Origin of the sequence: Flavobacterium caseinilyticum (assembly GCF_004349085.1) — a bacterium.
In the GTDB taxonomy this organism is placed as follows: Bacteria; Bacteroidota; Bacteroidia; order Flavobacteriales; family Flavobacteriaceae; genus Flavobacterium; species Flavobacterium caseinilyticum.
Map to the genome: position 1 here is coordinate 121,553 of NZ_SMFM01000002.1, position 18,098 is coordinate 139,650.

13 protein-coding genes and 1 other RNA gene are annotated in these 18,098 nt (G+C 34.5%); 5 read left to right on the forward strand and 9 right to left on the reverse strand.

Features of this window, described 5'->3' with window-relative positions; all coding sequences use genetic code 11:
* The first annotated feature begins 125 nt into the window (after positions 1 to 125).
* Positions 126 to 1,523, forward strand: a complete 1,398-nt coding sequence (gene fumC, locus E0F89_RS05000; RefSeq protein WP_131908756.1) for a class II fumarate hydratase — start codon at positions 126 to 128, stop codon at positions 1,521 to 1,523.
* 144 nt (positions 1,524 to 1,667) lie between these two features.
* Here fumC and E0F89_RS05005 read toward each other — a convergent pair whose 3' ends face one another.
* Together E0F89_RS05005 and E0F89_RS05010 are read right to left on the reverse strand one after the other, a co-directional pair.
* On the reverse strand, positions 1,668 to 2,672 hold the full coding sequence (locus E0F89_RS05005) for an LLM class flavin-dependent oxidoreductase (RefSeq protein ID WP_131908757.1): 1,005 nt from the start codon (positions 2,670 to 2,672) through the stop codon (positions 1,668 to 1,670).
* 351 nt (positions 2,673 to 3,023) lie between these two features.
* Positions 3,024 to 4,226, reverse strand: coding sequence for an NAD(P)-dependent oxidoreductase (locus tag E0F89_RS05010; protein WP_131908758.1), 1,203 nt, complete (start codon positions 4,224 to 4,226; stop codon positions 3,024 to 3,026).
* Between the two features lie 247 nt (positions 4,227 to 4,473).
* Here E0F89_RS05010 and E0F89_RS05015 point away from each other — a divergent pair, with 247 nt between their 5' ends.
* Both E0F89_RS05015 and ssrA read left to right on the forward strand, forming a co-directional pair.
* Entirely contained in the window at positions 4,474 to 5,673 is a 1,200-nt protein-coding gene (locus E0F89_RS05015; RefSeq protein WP_131908759.1) for a serine hydrolase domain-containing protein, read from the forward strand.
* A 104-nt stretch (positions 5,674 to 5,777) separates the two neighbouring features.
* Positions 5,778 to 6,174, forward strand: a transfer-messenger RNA (tmRNA) gene (gene ssrA / locus E0F89_RS05020).
* Between the two features lie 120 nt (positions 6,175 to 6,294).
* On the opposite strand, the gene E0F89_RS05025 is transcribed toward ssrA, so the two are convergent.
* The 7 genes from E0F89_RS05025 to E0F89_RS05055 form a co-directional block, all read right to left on the reverse strand.
* On the reverse strand, positions 6,295 to 8,865 hold the full coding sequence (locus E0F89_RS05025) for a PAS domain-containing hybrid sensor histidine kinase/response regulator (RefSeq protein ID WP_131908760.1): 2,571 nt from the start codon (positions 8,863 to 8,865) through the stop codon (positions 6,295 to 6,297).
* A 441-nt stretch (positions 8,866 to 9,306) separates the two neighbouring features.
* On the reverse strand, positions 9,307 to 9,669 hold the full coding sequence (locus tag E0F89_RS05030) for a response regulator transcription factor (protein WP_131908761.1): 363 nt from the start codon (positions 9,667 to 9,669) through the stop codon (positions 9,307 to 9,309).
* 87 nt (positions 9,670 to 9,756) lie between these two features.
* Positions 9,757 to 12,138 (reverse strand): response regulator, encoded by a 2,382-nt coding sequence (locus E0F89_RS05035; protein ID WP_131908762.1) that lies wholly within the window; start codon positions 12,136 to 12,138, stop codon positions 9,757 to 9,759.
* A gap of 8 nt (positions 12,139 to 12,146) precedes the next feature.
* Positions 12,147 to 12,569 carry a response regulator gene (locus tag E0F89_RS05040; protein ID WP_131908763.1) on the reverse strand — a complete coding sequence of 141 codons (423 nt, stop codon included), beginning with the start codon at positions 12,567 to 12,569 and terminating at the stop codon, positions 12,147 to 12,149.
* Positions 12,570 to 12,587: 18 nt separating this feature from the next.
* Positions 12,588 to 12,998 carry a response regulator gene (locus tag E0F89_RS05045; RefSeq protein ID WP_131908764.1) on the reverse strand — a complete coding sequence of 137 codons (411 nt, stop codon included), beginning with the start codon at positions 12,996 to 12,998 and terminating at the stop codon, positions 12,588 to 12,590.
* Positions 12,995 to 13,732, reverse strand: coding sequence for a sensor histidine kinase (locus tag E0F89_RS05050; RefSeq protein ID WP_131908765.1), 738 nt, complete (start codon positions 13,730 to 13,732; stop codon positions 12,995 to 12,997). The genes E0F89_RS05045 and E0F89_RS05050 overlap by 4 nt, the downstream gene beginning before the upstream one ends.
* A 6-nt stretch (positions 13,733 to 13,738) precedes the next feature.
* A complete protein-coding gene (locus E0F89_RS05055; protein ID WP_131908766.1) occupies positions 13,739 to 16,873 on the reverse strand; it encodes a PAS domain S-box protein in 3,135 nt (1,044 codons plus the stop codon).
* Between the two features lie 473 nt (positions 16,874 to 17,346).
* Between E0F89_RS05055 and E0F89_RS17425 the strand changes: the two genes are divergently transcribed.
* Both E0F89_RS17425 and E0F89_RS05060 read left to right on the forward strand, forming a co-directional pair.
* Positions 17,347 to 17,475 carry a hypothetical protein gene (locus tag E0F89_RS17425; RefSeq protein ID WP_262709514.1) on the forward strand — a complete coding sequence of 43 codons (129 nt, stop codon included), beginning with the start codon at positions 17,347 to 17,349 and terminating at the stop codon, positions 17,473 to 17,475.
* A 116-nt stretch (positions 17,476 to 17,591) separates the two neighbouring features.
* Positions 17,592 to 17,789, forward strand: coding sequence for a ferredoxin reductase domain-containing protein (locus E0F89_RS05060; RefSeq protein WP_131908767.1), 198 nt, complete (start codon positions 17,592 to 17,594; stop codon positions 17,787 to 17,789).
* Positions 17,790 to 18,098: the final 309 nt, after the last annotated feature.

The window sequence follows — 18,098 nt, forward strand, 5'->3', positions numbered from 1 at the left end:
ATTTGGAGCTGTTTCCCGCTGTTCACTCCAATCTTTTCTTTTTTAAAGAAAAAAAGAAAAGGATTTCCATTTCCATCGGGGCTAAAAAGTACTAATCGACATAATTATTCCTAAATAACAACAAAATGAAATTCAGAATAGAAAAAGACACCATGGGTGAAGTGCAGGTTCCAGCTGACAAATATTGGGGCGCACAAACAGAACGTTCCAGAAACAATTTCAAAATAGGCCCATCGGCTTCGATGCCTAAAGAAATCATCGAAGGTTTTGCTTATCTTAAAAAAGCAGCGGCATATGCCAATTGTGATCTAGGTGTTTTGCCAGTCGAAAAACGCGATGCTATCGCAGCCGTTTGTGATGAAATCCTAGCCGGAAAATTAGATAACGAATTTCCATTGGTGATTTGGCAAACCGGTTCAGGGACGCAAAGTAACATGAACGTAAATGAAGTTGTTGCCAATCGTGCTCAAGTATTAAAAGGATTCAACATTGGCGAAGGCGAACAATTCATCAAAGCCAATGATGATGTGAATAAATCACAATCTTCAAATGACACCTTCCCTACCGGAATGCACATTGCGGCTTACAAAGCAGTTGTAGAAGTTACTATTCCCGGAGTTGAAAAGCTAAGAGACACGCTTCATGCAAAAGCTGTTGAATTCAATACTGTGGTAAAAATAGGTCGAACGCACTTGATGGATGCTACTCCACTTACATTAGGACAAGAAATTTCAGGATATGTGGCACAATTAAACTACGGTTTGAAAGCGGTTAAAAATACATTGGCACACTTATCAGAAGTGGCTTTAGGGGGAACTGCTGTTGGTACCGGATTAAATACACCAGAAGGATATGATGTAAAAGTAGCGGAATATATTGCTGAATTTACAGGACATCCATTCGTAACTGCTGAAAATAAATTTGAAGCACTGGCCGCACACGATGCCATTGTAGAAACACACGGAGCATTAAAACAACTGGCGGTTTCATTGAATAAAATTGCCAATGACGTTCGTATGTTAGCTTCTGGACCACGTTCCGGAATTGGAGAAATCCTTATCCCGGAAAATGAGCCGGGTTCTTCCATCATGCCAGGAAAAGTAAACCCAACACAATGTGAAGCATTGACTATGGTTTGCGCACAAGTTATGGGGAATGATGTTGCCATCTCTGTTGGAGGAATGCAAGGTCATTATGAATTGAATGTTTTCAAACCATTAATGGCTGCAAATTTCTTGCAATCAGCGAGATTATTGGGTGACGCATGCATGTCTTTTGACGAACATTGCGCTCAAGGTATCGAACCTAACTACAAACGCATCAAAGAATTGGTTGACAATTCATTGATGTTGGTTACGGCTTTGAATACTAAAATCGGATACTACAAATCAGCTGAAATTGCTCAAACTGCACATAAAAACGGAACAACTTTAAAAGATGAAGCTGTTCGCTTGGGATATGTAACTTCAGAAGATTTTGATGCTTGGGTTAAACCCGAAGATATGGTGGGAAGCTTGAAATAATTAATTATAAATGATGAATTGTTAATTATGAGTTATAAACCAAGAAACCCTGCAATTTAACGTTGCAGGGTTTCTTGGTTTAAATTTCTTTCAGCAGCAGATTTAATAATTTAGCTTTGAGTAGAAAAACTTACATAGTTTCTTTTACTTATTAATAACATCCATAACTTCCTTCATGATTTGAATGTTTTTCAATTTATCGTCATGATTAAAAATCGGGCTGGTAATCATCAGTTCATCTATTTTAGTGTAATCAATAAACTGCTGCAATTCGGTCACTAATTTTTCTTTACTTCCTACAAAAGAACAAGCAGTCATCTGGTTGACATGAAAATGCTCTTCTTCACTCATAATTCCATCAAGGGAATCAACCGGCGGCTGTAAAGGTTTTCTATCATTCCGAATCAAATTCAGAAACATTTGAGTTAAACTCGTTGATAGTTTTTCAGCTTCATCATCCGTATCCGCAGCTATTGCGTTGACGCAAGCCATCGTTTTGGGTTGGTCTAAATATTTTGAAGGCTCAAAATTATCTCGATAAAACTGAAATGCCTGATACATTTGTTTCGGTGCAAAATGTCCCGCAAAAGCATATGGCAATCCATTGGCAGCAGCCAAAGCGGCACTGTCCATACTAGAACCTAAAATCCAAATAGGAACATTCGTCCCTTCGGCAGGAAAAGCACGCACTTTTGCAGTAGCATTATCTTCTGAGAAAAATTCCTGAAGCGCAGCAACATTTTGAGGAAATCGATGCGATTGCTCGAAGAAATCTTTCCGAATCGCTTGCGCAGTTAAGCCATCTGTTCCAGGAGCTCTTCCTAATCCTAAATCAATACGATTTGGATATAAAATTTCAAGGGTTCCAAATTGTTCCGCTACAATTAACGGAGCATGATTTGGTAACATAATGCCACCGGAACCTACGCGTATATTTTGGGTTTGACCGGCAATATAACCAATCAATACAACCGTTGCAGTGCTGGCTACGTGCGCCATATTGTGATGTTCGGCCAGCCAAAATCGTTTGTATCCTAAACTGTCAGCCAATTGCGCCAGTTCTTTTGTTTTTTGTAATGTTTCGCTCGCATTACTATTTTGGGTAATAATCGCTAATTCTAATAGGGAAATCGGAATATTTTTATCCATTATAAATTTCAAATTTTGAACAAAATTAATCATTTCCCATCGAGCCAAAAATTCTGTGCTGTTAATTGATTTATAATGTTTCTGATAAAATAAATCATTATGAACCAAAAGTTAATAGTTCTGGTTCCAATAGTTAAAGTCTCCATGACGATTTAACCTATTTACCTGCCACAAATTTCACAAATTATCACGAATTAATTTGTGAAAATTTGTAGACCCTGACAAGTAAATGCACTACTACGCATATTTTTAACTATTTCTTTGAACAATGAATTTTTAATCATTTTGAAATCTACAAAAAAACCTGCAACTTTAGGTGGCAGGTTTAATTAGTATTTAAGGTGTTAGGAATTATTTCCCATCAACATAATCTTGTAAATAGCTAAATCTTGGCGTCAGTTTTCCTTTCTCGGTAATTTTAGCTCTTTGCAAAATACCGTCTTTATCGACATTGAAAAACGCTGGAATAACATGCTCTAGAAACATTTCTCCAAAGCCTTCACTTGCATCTTTGGGCAATTCACAAGGTAAATTATCAACTGCCATCACTACAACTGCTGCAGGATGAAAGACATCAACTTCTTTGTCTTCTCGTGGAAAATATCCGTATAAAGGTTCCGCAATTGTTGATGAACGCAGCGTACAAGCTATTGGACCATTGACATCGCAGGAAACATCAGCAACAACTTTGATCTTGCAATCATTAGACTGCAGCATTTCTCGAGTAAGAATCACCGGCGCTTCATTGGCATGAAAATGCCCTGTAATGTAAATATCAGATACTTTTGTAAATCTTTCGAAATCAGAAACGTATTCTTTTGGATTGCGATAAAAATCAGTAAAGTCTAATACTTGTCCGTCCTTGCGTTTGTTGTAATCCAAGACATCAATTTGGGTATAAACGGGCTGCGTGTAGTTTTTTGATAAATAATTCTCTACTGAAACTTCCTTTATTTTTATGGCATCCAGTACTTCTTTTGCACCATTACCCACTTTTCCTGTGCCTGTAATAACAAATTTTAAAGGAGGCAATACCAATCGTTTCAAATGGGTTATCAATGCCTCTTTGCCCGAAAGTGTTTCTGCTTTTGGTAATTTAAACAATTCAAATTTGATTCCAAAAGCACGAATACTGTTATAAGCACCTACAATTCCTGCATATCTCCCAAAACCAATTAACCTACGATTGTTAGCATCTACAATCGTTTCGTAATCGTACAAATCGATATTTTTTTCTAAAATAGCCTGTAACAATTTTCGATTATAAGGCTGTTTTTTTATCGTGTGCGAAAAAAAGAAATAGGTTTTATTTGGAATCAAATTATCTATCGGCACTTCTTTTACACCAAACAAAATATCACAATCGCTAATATCATTTGTTATTTTAATTCCGAGATCTTCATATTGTGAATCGGTAAAAACTCTAATATCAGATGCTTCCACTTTTACAGAAACGTTTTGATGCAACTGTTTTAGCCTAACCAATTCATCGGGGGAAAAAACAACTCTTCGGTCCGGCGGGCTCTTTCTTTCTTTTAAAATTCCAAATTTCATATATGTATTTCTATTTATTTGTTTAATATAACTTTAGGGCACTTATTTGTTACAAATGTAACAATTTAAAGTAAATTATTTTTAATTTTTGATCTTGATTTCTAGGCTAAAAATCACTATTCACTGAGGTACAAAATGATACAAAAAATGTCATTACAGACTTTTGATAAAATAGTGTTAAGGTTTAAAAAAAACACAACATTAGAAGACATTGATTCTATATATTTGTGATTCTAGCACACCAGAAATGAATTTTACAAAAAAAGCAAATATACTACATATTCTCCTGCTCGTCCTGGTTTTCAGTTCTTGCACGAAAGAGGTAAAGAAAATAGAGATAAGTGATGCGGCACTCCCAAAGAGTACATTGCCTAAAATGAAGCCGTTAACCAAACCAGAACCAAAACTCACAGCGGAATTCATTGCTTCAAAAAGGAAAGAAATAGACTCTTTTTATAAAAAGAATTGGCCCAACAATAGTGCAAACGGAAGCTTCTTGGTCGCTAAAAACGGCCAAATTATTTATGAAAAATACGAAGGCCATTCGAATCTAAGAGAAAAGACGTTGATTACGAAATCCACGCCATTACATATTGCATCAGTAGGAAAGGTTATTACTGCAACTGCTATTTTGAAATTAGTGAATGCAAAAAGAATCGAACTGGATCAAAAAGTAAATACGATTTTGCCGGAGTTTCCGTATCCTGATGTCACGATCCAGACCTTGTTGAATCACAGAAGCGGAATGCGTAATTATGCTTATTTCACAGACCGAGACAAAACTGTTTGGGACAGGCATAATATATTAACCAATCAAGATATCCTTACTATTATGGCAACAAAGGATATTGGTTTAGAATTCAAAACGGATACGCGTTTCAGTTATTGCAATACTAATTATGCGATGTTGGCACTGATAATCGAAAAAATAACAAAACTATCTTACAAGGAAGCGATGAAACAGATGATTTTCGAACCGCTTGGAATGAAAAACACCTACGTTTTTGACTATGAAAAAGATAAAGATACCGCTGTAACCTCCTATAAAGCTAACAGAGTTGAAATAGGTACGGATTATTTAGACGCGGTTTATGGCGACAAAAATATCTATTCTACACCAAGAGATTTATTGAAATTTGACAGAGCCAGAAACAGTTCCACTTTTTTAACACCAAAACTGCAAAGCCTTGTTTATAAGGGTTACAGCAATGAACGCAAAGGAACTAAAAATTACGGTCTAGGCATCAGAATGGTCAACTGGGAAACGGGACAAAATTTCTATTTTCATAACGGCTGGTGGCACGGGAATACATCTTCGTACATAACCCTGAGAAAAGAGGGCGTAACGATTATAGCCCTTTCTAATAAATTCACCAGAAAAACATATGACATTCGAAAACTGGCGGTTTTATTTGGCGATTATCCATTCAAATTAAAAGATGAATAAAAGAGGTACGATTTTTGAAATAGAATTGATATTTAGCACTGGATTTAAGTTAAAAAGTGTAAATTCGCAACTTCAAAATTGCGTTTTGATTTTGAAATAATAAAGGGGTCGACTGGTTTTGACAGCAAGTCGAATTGATCAGTAAGCACGTCGAGCATTGAGACCTTGCTCGTAAATATAAGATCTTACCATTTTACACGGCGAAAATAACTACGCTTTAGCTGCATAATCCGAATTATAGTAAGATTAAGCCACGTTCCTATCAGATAGGAAAGCTGGATTCTCCTTGAAAGCCTTGGTTTGTGGCGTTCAGTCCAGGAGAACCGTAAAAATAAACCTAGATTTCCATGAGCTTCGGGTGGATTTCAAAATTAAGAAGATAAGTAGCGTGTGGCTGTTTCTGGCCTAGCACACTATCGAAAACTCAATCAGGAAATAAACGCGTAGAAAGCTTTTTAGTTGCTTGTTTGGACCCGAGTTCGATTCTCGGCGACTCCACCAAAAACCCTGTAATCAATTGATTTACAGGGTTTTTTATTTTAGCAGATTGTTCAAGTATTAATAGCTTTTTTTTGGGGAGTTATATCACACCTTATTAATAGTAAGTGTTTTCTTCAACAATTATGTTTCATGAAAAATGTTACTTTGCTTTACTAGCTCTACTATTTTAGTGTATAATAAGTTTTCATTAATAGGCTTAGAAATATAGTCGTCCATTCCAAATTCTTTACATTTCGAAATATCTACTGTAGTTACGTCTGCGGATAATGCAATTATTGGAATGTTAGATTTCATTGTTTTACGAATGTATTCTGTTGCCTCAAACCCATTCATTTCAGGCATCTGCAAATCCATCAAAATTATATCGTAGCTATTGGTTCGCAATTTTTCTAGTGCAATTTTTCCGTTATCTGCTACCTCGTGTTCAAATCCAAAATCATTTAAAATCAATTTGATTAGTAATTGATTTAATGGGATATCTTCAGCTACTAATACGCTAATATTTTTATTATTTGAATCCAGTTTTGGTATTTCTATAATTTCTTGCGTTCTCATATTCGTTTTACCAAAAGTCAGGGTAAAACTAAAAGTAGAACCTTCACCCAATTTGCTTTTTAAGTTAATATTTCCTCCTTGAGATTCTATGAGCTGTTTCACAATAGCAAGTCCCAATCCTGTTCCGCCGTAGGAATTTGACGTGCTAATTTCTGCCTGTTCAAAGACCTTAAAAATTGAATTTATTTTATCCTCTGCAATACCGATTCCTGAATCGGTTACTGCAAATTCAAGTGTTACATTTTCTTGATCTTCACTTAATAATTTGACGTTTAATATAATTGTCCCATTGTGCGTAAATTTTACTGCATTACTCATAAGGTTTATTATAATCTGATTCAATCGTACTGAATCTCCCAGCAACATTAACGGTATTTTACTGTCGTATTCTCTTATCATTTTTAAATTCTTCTCTTTCATTTTCAACTCAAAAGAATGAAGTATCGATTTTATTGATTTCTGTATTTCAAAGGGTTGTTTTTCAAATGACATTTTACCTGCCTCAACTTTTGCCAAATCTAATATATCGTTTATGAGTACATTTAATGAAGTTCCACTTGTTTTTATTGCATCAATAAATTCTTTTTGTTTTTCGTCTAATGCTGTTTTTAATAAAACATTTGTAAATCCTAAAATCGAATTTAATGGCGTCCGGATTTCGTGACTCATGTTGGATAAAAACTGTTGTTTGGATGCCGCGGCATTTTCTGCGGCAATTTTTGCTTCGGTTAATTCCTTTTCAAATCGCTTCTGCTCGGTAATTACTCTGGCCACTGCTACCGCACCAATTACGTTTCCATTTCCATCTTTATAAACGGAGCCATTAAATAAAACTGGAGTTTGGTTTACATCTTTGATTGTAAGTGGATAATTTGCTACGAAACCATGCTCAAAAACCTGTTTGTATCCTTTAAGTGCTTTTTCAGGATCAGTGAAATAATTTATAAAATTTGTGCCTTTTAATTTTTGTATTGAAATTCCTGTGATTTTTGAACTTGCCTCATTAAAATCTGTAATTTCTCCTGTAGAGCTGATCGTAAATAATGGATCTGGGCTAGCTTCAATTAGACTTCGTGCATATTCATTAAATAATTTTTCCTTGGCATCAAACAATTCTTGTTGCTTTTTTTCAAGTTCTTTACTAACATTCAATAACTGGTTGGTTCTTTTTGTTACGGCTTTTTCCAGCTCTTCCCGTTGTTTTTTCTGGTCGCTAATATCAGTGGTAACACCCACCCACATTTTATGGTTTCCATTTTCATCTTTTACCGGAGTTGCTATGTTTAAATGCCATACATAATCACCTGCTTTATTTTTCAAACGCATTTCCATTACCAGATCTGTTCCGGTCGCAGCAGCTTTCTGTAAACGGATAGCAAATTCTTCCATCTCATCGGGATGCATAATCTGATGGTAGCCAAAATCCCTTAATTCTTCAAAAGTAAATCCGGTAAAATCCAACCAGTTTTTATTGTAATAGGTAACATCGCCATTTGTATTGGCATTGCTAATTTTTGCCGGCATCAGGTCAGCCATTTTTCTAAAATGTTCTTCACTTGCTTTTAATTCATCTTGTGCCAGTTTGCTTTCATGGATATCTACGCCTATCCCAATGTACCCCATGAATTTGCCATTGGGCAAATACCTCGGATTGGCCTTCACGGAATGCCAGCGGTATTGTGCGTCATACCGCCTCACCCGTACACCGGGAAGAAAGTAGGGTTGACGATTTTCAAAAGCAGGCAGGTAGATCTCCATTATACCCTGCACATCATCCGGATGTATAACATCACCCCAGGTATTGCCAATTGCCTGTTCAAAATTTTGACCAATGTAATCCAGCCAGCTTTTATTCCAATAACTTATATTTGCTTCTTCGTCAGGTTCAATGATAAAAATGTGTAGCGGGACATTGTCAGCCAAAGAAAGAAAACGTTCTTCACTTTCTTTTAACTGAACATTGCTTTCTGTCTGTGAAGCTACTTCGTTGGCCACACGCAAATGTTCTGCTGAGTCCTTCACTTCTTTTTCTTTATTATTTTGCGCGAGCAGCATAACATCAAGGTTAAATGAATGTAAGTCGTTCAATTCGACTTCCAACTGCTTTATCCTCATCTTAAGATCTTTTTTCTTCATCTTTTTAATCTTTTTATATGCTCAGTAACAAAAATTTGTAAAGATCTTCTGGAGATTCATTTCCAATAATACTGCAATTATTTAAATTAATTAAGCAGTATACAATCATCGATAAATTTCAGGAGCCAAGAACTCGGTTCTAACTCTATTTTGTTGATAATCGAGTAAATATAGTTGATTACACAATAGAAGCACTCATAGTAAAGTCTTTATTACAAATTTTTGCCGTAAGAGGAGCGCGCAAAAGTGTATAATTAAACCACCTCCGGCCCGAAAATAAAAAACAGCAGCCTATGATGCTTTTAATGTTTAAAATATGTCGCAAGTTCATGCATATCGATTACCAAAACTGATAGAATTATAACGCAAAAAAACCTAATGCACCTATATGGTGATTTGGTTTTTCTTTATTATTTGTTCGATAAAAAGTGCTGCTAGAAATTAGTGCTTGATCAACAGTCGTTTTATTCTTACTATCAATTCATTAGGACTAAAAGGCTTTGTGATAAAATCATCAGCTCCCAATTCAAAGGCTTGTAATACGGTTTTCTCTAATCCAACGGAGGATAATATAATGATTGGAATGTTCAGTTTTAACTCTATTTTTACCCGATTTACGATATCTAATCCGGAAGCAAACGGCATCTCTATGTCTGATAATATCAAATCCGGTTTTTCAGAGACGATTTTCACTAGTGCATCCTGCCCGTCAGCACATGAAATCACCTCATATCCCTCACGAATCAGCTTAAACTCCATAGTTTTTAGCATCATCTCATCATCCTCAGCTATTAATATTTTCATTTTTCTAAGTATTAATTATCGTAATTTCATCTTCTAAAAACACTGTTTTGCTATGATTATCAATTTATAATTACACTTCTGCTGTTTTTAATCTAATTCTGAACTGCAAGTTGACTCTAATCTGGAGAAACCATGTATTGTTTCCAATTCGCGAATAGCCAACTGACAGATTTCGTACAATTGTTCAACTTCCTCTTTTCTCTTCTGCCCTAATGGATCAATTTGTATTTCGTTTTCAATAATTTCGATACTTTGGGATGCTTTTTTTATTCCTAATAAACCAATGGAGGATTTTATTTTGTGCACTTCAGCTTTCAAAACTTTAATGTCATCCATCGCATTAGACTCTAGTATGCTTTGCAAAGCCAGAGGAGCATTGTGTAAAAATAAGGAAACCATTTTGCCGATAAAATCGGGATCTCCGTCAGCAAATTCATTTAAGTAGGCAAAATTAATCAATTTTTCTGAAATCTCTTCTTGTACTATTAAATCAACCGATTGTACACTTTCTACATTCATCAGATTATTGTATAGTTTTTCGAGCAACACATTGAAATCAAATGGCTTAGAGAGATAATCGTTCATGCCATTCTCTAAACTTCGTTTTTCTTCGGCCAATGTGGCATGAGCCGTCAATGCAATTATTGGGATATTTGCTTTAGATCCCATATTCGTTCGTATGTAATTTGTAAGTTCATTCCCATCCATCTCTGGCATTTGAATGTCCATCAAAATAATATCATAATTGTTCTTTTCTATTTTTTCGATGGCTACTTTTCCATTATCAGCGATGTCAATTTCTTTTTCCCATTTTTGAAATACTTTAATCGCTAAAAGTTGGTTCAGCTCATTATCTTCGACCAAGAGTATCTTAGTGTCTTTTAGGAAATTAGCAGATAATCGTTCTTTTTTCGCTTTTGCAATCGGTAAAATTCCTTTCTGGACTTTTTTAAACTGAAGTAAAAAAGAAAACTCACTCCCTTTTGAAATTTCACTTTTTACCGTTATCACTCCGCCTTGCAATTCAATTAGCTTGCGGGTAATGGTAAGACCTAAGCCTGTCCCTCCAAATTTTCGAGCCGTTCCATGAGAAGCCTGATTAAAACTCTCAAAGATCGAATCAATCTTGTTTTTTGCGATTCCAATCCCGGTATCAACTACACTGAATCGAATAAAAGTTTCCGTTTCAGTTTCCTCCTCTTGAGTAATAATTAATTCCACATATCCTTTTTCGGTAAATTTCAATGCGTTTCCTACTAAATTAATCAAGATTTGTGAAAGCCTTGTGGTATCACCAATTAGAAAATCTTGTATTTTCGGATCAATTTCAAACAATAATTTTATTTTTTTCTCTTTTGAAATTGGAGATAACAACTCAATTACTGAATTTATATTTTTAGACAAGGAGAAATTTACATCTTCAAATGTCATTTTATCTGCGTCTATTTTAGAAAAATCAAGAATGTCATTAATAATAACTAATAAATTTTTACTCGCTCTTTTAATGGCATCCACACTTTGTTTTTGATCGCTGTCCAGATTTGTACTTTCCAGAATTCGGGCGAATCCTATAATTCCGTTCATTGGCGTGCGGATTTCATGACTCATATTTGTCAGGAACTCCTCTTTTACGCGTACTGATTGCTCCGCCAACTCTTTTGCAAGTATCAATTCATTTTCGATATTTTTTTGCTCGCTGATATCTTGAATGGTCCCCAAAATTTTGACCGGTTCATTATTTTCATCGTTCAGACATTTAATATATTCATTGATGTATTTAATGGTTCCATTTTTACAGGTAAGAATATGGCTGAACTGTACTTCTGAATTATTTTTTTTAACATAATTCAGATTAGTTTCAAAAAGTTCAACATCGTCAGGTTTAATAAGTCTCGATTTTAAAAGACCTATAGACGCTTGACAATTTGAATTAATTTCAAAAATAGTGTAGAATTGCTCCGAGAAAAACACTTCATTATCAGCTAAATTTATTTCCCAACTTCCAATCTTGGCTAATTCTTGCGCTTCGGCAAGTCGGTTAGCATTAATTTTTAAAGCTAATTCGGTTTTCTTTCTCTGTTTCAGACTTTCGGAAAGTTTCAGTGCATTTCTAATGCTTTGTGAGATACCGTCCGGAGTCAATAATGTTTTTGGAATGTAATCCGAAGCACCGCCTAAAATGGCCTGACTGGCTATTTTTTCATCTCCTTGTGAGGTGACAAAAATAACTGGAGTCTCTATTCCTAAATCTTTCAATTTTTTCAAGAAAGATATTCCATCACTGTCCGGCATCATATAATCAAGGAATATTAAATCATACTGTATTGATTTAATTTTCTCGATACCTTCTTTAGCTGAAAAGGCACTTTCTACATCGGCGATTATACCAGAATGCGATATCGATCGAATTATGGTGACCAAATCAACTTTGTCATCGTCGATTATCAATATTTTTAAGGCATTTGCCATAGTATCCATTATTTTTTACTTGGAAATTCGACGAGGTTCCAATAATCATTAAGAATTGAAAAAAAATCAGGAAAATTTTTTTTTTCAATGGGTTTTCTAAAATATCCGGCTATGTTTAAATTTATAGCTGCAATTCTATTTTCTTCATTGTCAGCAGCTGTAATCACAAACACCAGTATTGATTTTAAATCCGGATGGATTCGTATTTTCCTTAATAAATCTATACCGTTTATACCTTCCTCATTTATGTCAATAATTAAAATTTCAGGTAATGGTGTCAATTTATTATTGCCCTGAAGCATCGCCCAAGCTTGGATTTCCGTTTCAGCAGTATATAAAGTATGTTTGATATCGAGTACAGAAAAAGCATTTTTTGTGTACTCGATATCCGTTTTACAACTATCAACTAATAAAATATTATAGTTTCTCATCAAGAAAAATTATAAAAATTACATTTCACACAATTGCCAGAAGTCTTTAAGTGTCGCAACCGATGCAATAAAATTCTCAAATGACAGGGGTTTCAAAATATAACCTGCAACATTGAGATTGTAAGCGTCAAATTTGTCACTGTCTTCATTAGAGGTAGTCATCACAAATACTGATATATTTTTCAGGTTCTCTGTATCCCTCAAATTTTTCAGAAACTCGATTCCGTTCATTTTTGGCATATTAATATCCAAAATAATAATTCGAGGCAAAGGTACAATCATGTTATTCAACATTTCCAGTGCTTCTACCCCATTACCCGCTACAAAAAGTTCATTTTTAATATTATTTTTTGCAAAGGCTCTTTTGACATTCATTACATCAACCAAGTCATCCTCCACCAATAAAATATTCACCAATTTTTGTATCATAATTTTAATTTTTCGATTTTAATTATTTTAGGCCAATCAAATTTAAAAAGTGAACCTCCATTTTCCGCCGGATAATAAGCTAATGTACCTCCCACCATTTTTATTATTTTAGTACAAATCGCTAATCCTGCACCGGTCGAATCTACAACATCTTTTGAATTTATAGTATAAAATATGGAAAAAATTTTGTCTTTTAATTCATCCGGAATACCGGGACCATCATCGCTAATTTTTATTTCAAGATCAGCGTCATTTTCACTGATTTCGATAAACACATTCATTTTTTCTTTATCGTGAAATCGAACGGCATTATTAATTAAATTGTAAATTATCTTTTCTAATTTTTTTCCTAAAGTAGTGTATTTAACATCCTTTAAATTACACGTAATATGAAACTCGACATTTAAATTCTTATCTATCATTTCGGTGCAATCGCTGACCAACTTTGCAATGTCAACCTCATACAGCTCCATATTGGATGTATTGACACGCGAAAGTTCCAGCAGCGCATTCATCATTCTTTCAAGCCGTTCCACTCTATTTTTTAGTAGACTGAAGTTGTCTAAAATATCTTGCTCAACATTGCTGCCTAAATCATCTTCAATCCATGATGTGAGGTTTACAATAGCTCGCATGGGAGTTTTTATATCATGCGAAACAATATACACAAACTCATCAAATTCTTTTTGTAACGCAGCAAGCTGTAGCTCGCATTTATCTTCAAGGACTTTCATACTGATTTATTTAGGAAGTGTAAAAATAAAATTGGCACCTTGATCAACTTCGGATTCAATATAAATATTACCTCCTTTTTCTTCAATTATTTTTTTCACAATTGACAATCCAATTCCTGTGCTCTCTTTTTTATCGCGCGCCTCAATAGTTTGAAAAACTTTAAATACTTTTTTATGGTACTCTTCAGCAATTCCAGGACCATTGTCTTTTATAGAAAATTGATGAAAATCAGGCAAGGACTCATATTGACATTCTATCTTTCCAATAGCTTTATCGTTATATTTTACCGCGTTGCTTATCAAGTTACTAAATACTTGTTCGATAAGTATTTTTTCTGTGGTAATTGTCGGGATGTTTGCCCCCACAATCACTTCAAATCCTTCGACAGGAACAACAGAATCAATGACTTGATTTAATATTTTTATTAAATCAGTGCGTTCCTTTTCTATCTTTGTCCGGCCAATGCGGGAATAGTCTAAAACGCCATTGATTAGGTTCTCCATTCGCACAATGCGTCCGCGCAATAAGCCAAAGTTAGCGCTTACATCATCCGGCATTTCAGGCATATCTTCAACAATCCATTCCGACAAATTGTTGATTGCTCGTAGCGGTGCTTTAAGGTCATGCGAGACAATATAAGCAAACTGATCGAGCTCTTTATTTTTTCTTTCAAGATCTGTCAGCGCATTGTTTAAGTTCTCTTTTGCTAATTTTTCCTGAGTAATATCAGTACTGATACCAATGTACTGATATGGTTTACCTTTCTCGTTTAAAAAAGGAACTATAGTGGTGCTTTCCCAATAAAAAGAGCCATCCTTTGCTTTATTTTTTATTTCTCCCCTCCAAATATTCCCACTTGCGATGGTTACGAAAGCCTCTCTTCTAAATTCTGGGGTGTGGTAATCTGAATTAATAATTTTTTGGTCTTGTCCAATTAATTCTTTTTTGGAATACTTAGAAATCGCACAAAAATTATCATTAACGGAAGTAAATATTCCCTTTTGATTGGTAACAGCCACAATTGCTGATTCGTCTAGGGCCGATTTGATATCGATAATTTCTTTAGACTTTTCAAATATCTTTTGTTCTGCAAGCGTTTTCTCTGTTATATCCTGAATTGATCCCTGCAAACCAACTATTTCTCCTTGCTCATTTTTATAAGGCTGCCCTATTTCTAAAATATATTTTATCCGGTTATCGGGAAATAAAATTCTATAATTAATTTTAAAATCTTCACCCGTTTTCATCACTTTTTGATCTAATTGATCCAGCTGCGAAACATCATCAGGATGTATCCTATTCCTGTACGCCTGATAGAGTTGATCAGCCGGAACACCGTCTAGTTCAAAGACGCTGTAATGTCCTTTAGACAGCATAAGGTCTTTTGTGATTAGATTAAATTTCCAGCTTCCAATTTTAGCAATACTTTGCGATTGATCTAATAATTTATTGCTATTTATCAAACTTTGTTCTGCCAGCTTTTTTTCAGTAATGTCCTGAGTACTTCCCTGAGCACCAATTACCTGTCCAAATTCATTTTTAATAACCTCACCTAGTGTCCAAATATGTTTTACTCTGTTGTCAGGAAAATCAATGTCGGTCATAAACTCAAAATTCTGCCCAATGCTAATGCTTTTTTCTATCGCTAGGTCCAAACTTGTTAAGACTTCTGGACGTAGTAACTTTCGATATGCTTCGTATAATTTATTTGCAGGTAATTCTTCAATTTCGAAAATTTTATAATTACCCTTCGACCAAATCAAATCCTTCGTGGCTAAATCAAATTTCCAACTTCCTGTTTTAGCAATACTTTGCGATTCATCTAATAATGTATTGCTGTTTTTTAAATTCAGCTCTATTTCTTTTTCTCTAGTAATATCTTTAGCTATTCCTAAATAACCTGTTAGTTCACCCTCACGATTCTTTATTCCCGTAACCGATAAAACTGTTGGAACCAAACTACTGTCTTTTCGTACATACGTCCACTCATAAGAGTCGGCAACTCCTAGTTCTCTCGCTTTAAATACAAATGTATCGAACCCAGGCGCCAAATCTTTTCCAAACTCAACTGATAAATCTTCTGTTCGTTTGACAACTTCATCCCATAAGTGAAAAATAGATGGAGTAGTTTTTCCAATTACTTCTTCTGCCTTATATCCAAGTAATATCTCCGAGCCTCTGTTGAATTCTTTAATCGTTCCATCTAAATCGGAAGATATTATTGAAAAATCCGTAGAATTAAGGATTGCCGATAATTCGCTACTGGTTTTTACCAATTTCTCTTTCTGCTGATACTCTGAAGTCATGTCTCGGGCAATACAATATAAATTGCCAGTAACTGGATCCGGAGAGGTGTTCCAACTTAACACAATATATTCGCCATTTTTACATCGAAAACGATTTTCGAAACTGATGGTCAGCTCTCCTTTTACAAGTTTTTCCACCTCAAGACCGGTTGCCGCTAAATCATCCGGATGAACAAAATTAACAAAAGGCGTCCCTTCCAATTCTTCCTTCGAATATCCCAAAACAGTAGTAAAAGCAGGGTTTACTTTATAAAAAAATCCGTTCACATTAGCAATGCAAACCAAATCCTTTGATAGGTCGATGAAATTCTGAAATTCTTTCTGGGTATTAATCAAATCTGCATTTTTTTTGCGCAATTGCAATAATAAAACGACTTGGTTTGCCAATAATTTTAAAGCATTTTTTTGATCTTCACTCAAGGCCCTGGGAACTGTATCGATAACGCAAAGAGTTCCTAACTTAAAACCATCTGCATCTTTAAGAGGTGCTCCTGCGTAAAAACGAATATCAGGATTACCGGTAACCAAAGGATTATCTGCAAATAATTCATTTTCTAAAGCGTTTTTCACTTCATATACTTCCTCGCCCATAATGGCATACTGGCAAAAAGAAATTTCTCTTGGTGTTTCAGATGCTCCCAGTCCGACACTTGATTTAAACCATTGTCTTTCTTTATCTAACAAGCTAACTAATGCAATTGGAGTTCCGCAAATATAAGTGGCTAGCTGCGTTAAAGCATTATATGCTTTTTCAGGCAAAGAATCCATAATAGTATAACTTTCAAGAGCTGCAAGCCGGTCAGATTCATTTAATGGCAACGGAACTTTTTTCATCTTTGGGAATTAATCTTAATAAGCAGATCTTAAATTATTTTTAAATTGAGTATAAACACTAAATACTATTTATTTTAAAGCTTTATTCTAATTTTTTTGAATGAATTTCTAAAGGTATTTAACACACAAAAATAAAATTATTTTTGAATAATTAGTTGCTTTTCAAATTTAATATTCCAAACACTATTAATTAGTTGGCAAGCTTCGCATTAATTTACATTAAAAGCGTGCAACAGATCAATAGTACCAACCGAAGAAATATAGAAAATCTTAAATTCAGCTGTGTTTTTTTTTAAAATTGTTGTAAAGAAATAGCCTGAAAAGCTGCTTGTAAAACTATTTAATTTTGATAAAAAAATAACCTCCCATTATGAATTTCCCAGTTACGCCCTTTTACCTTTACTCGTTTAAGGAGAAAATACTGTGTCGAGTTTCCGATTACGGGATGCGCCGATTATCTCGGCGTTAACAATATGCTAAGAAGTATAAATGCGGAAGCCGAGTTGATTCCGCATGATGTCTTTGCCGCAATTCAATACAAAGATCCGGATCTTTTTACAGCAGTAGGTTCTGTAATCACGTCGTTTACTTCCATCTTTTGAAACCTCTTTCAAAAAATTGAATTCAAAACAACCCAATATTTTAAAGAAATAAAACTTCCGAAGATGTAATTAAGGTCACAGAACTGCAGCAGATGCACAAGGATAATTTTGTTAAAATGTTTACACGAGCGAATGTTCCGGGATATATCGAAAGAGGAATTGAACGTGACTATCTTAAAGATTACATATCCGACTTTAGTCAACAATTTTACCTTTGCGAAAAAAATGAATTTGTGAAAATTTTTGCTGGATACTTGGAAGATCTAAATGCAAATACCGAAAGTATTTTTATAGCTCTGCAAATTATTCCGTGAATTTAAAAACGATTGCTTTCTCTACTTTTAATTAAAAAAATATTTTCTTTTTAATTTTAAAATACTGACCAGCAGTCATTTAAATATTATTTTTTATCGAAAAACAATTTTAATTTATTAAATTTACAATATCGGTTTAAATAAGTTGCAGTACCTACAACATTCTACTTATTCTAACCATAAAACGACGGCTAATTTTCAATTTTCTTCTGAATTTAAAAATTATACTGTCGGATGAATTAGCCCCAACTATTTTCTATTGTTACCGTTCTGGAATGCTACTAATAGTCTGCTTCTAATTAAAAAACA

What these genes read in the sequence shown, in the direction of transcription:
- E0F89_RS05055 (WP_131908766.1), bottom strand. Translation starts at nt 16,873, where the DNA reads ATGAAAAAAGTTCCGTTGCCATTAAATGAATCTGACCGGCTTGCAGCT.
- E0F89_RS17425 (WP_262709514.1), top strand. Translation starts at nt 17,347, where the DNA reads ATGCTAAGAAGTATAAATGCGGAAGCCGAGTTGATTCCGCATGATGTC.
- E0F89_RS05035 (WP_131908762.1), bottom strand. Translation starts at nt 12,138, where the DNA reads ATGGCAAATGCCTTAAAAATATTGATAATCGACGATGACAAAGTTGAT.
- E0F89_RS05030 (WP_131908761.1), bottom strand. Translation starts at nt 9,669, where the DNA reads ATGAAAATATTAATAGCTGAGGATGATGAGATGATGCTAAAAACTATG.
- E0F89_RS05045 (WP_131908764.1), bottom strand. Translation starts at nt 12,998, where the DNA reads ATGATACAAAAATTGGTGAATATTTTATTGGTGGAGGATGACTTGGTT.
- fumC (WP_131908756.1), top strand. Translation starts at nt 126, where the DNA reads ATGAAATTCAGAATAGAAAAAGACACCATGGGTGAAGTGCAGGTTCCA.
- E0F89_RS05050 (WP_131908765.1), bottom strand. Translation starts at nt 13,732, where the DNA reads ATGAAAGTCCTTGAAGATAAATGCGAGCTACAGCTTGCTGCGTTACAA.
- E0F89_RS05015 (WP_131908759.1), top strand. Translation starts at nt 4,474, where the DNA reads ATGAATTTTACAAAAAAAGCAAATATACTACATATTCTCCTGCTCGTC.
- E0F89_RS05010 (WP_131908758.1), bottom strand. Translation starts at nt 4,226, where the DNA reads ATGAAATTTGGAATTTTAAAAGAAAGAAAGAGCCCGCCGGACCGAAGA.
- E0F89_RS05060 (WP_131908767.1), top strand. Translation starts at nt 17,592, where the DNA reads ATGTTTACACGAGCGAATGTTCCGGGATATATCGAAAGAGGAATTGAA.
- E0F89_RS05025 (WP_131908760.1), bottom strand. Translation starts at nt 8,865, where the DNA reads ATGAAGAAAAAAGATCTTAAGATGAGGATAAAGCAGTTGGAAGTCGAA.
- E0F89_RS05040 (WP_131908763.1), bottom strand. Translation starts at nt 12,569, where the DNA reads ATGAGAAACTATAATATTTTATTAGTTGATAGTTGTAAAACGGATATC.
- E0F89_RS05005 (WP_131908757.1), bottom strand. Translation starts at nt 2,672, where the DNA reads ATGGATAAAAATATTCCGATTTCCCTATTAGAATTAGCGATTATTACC.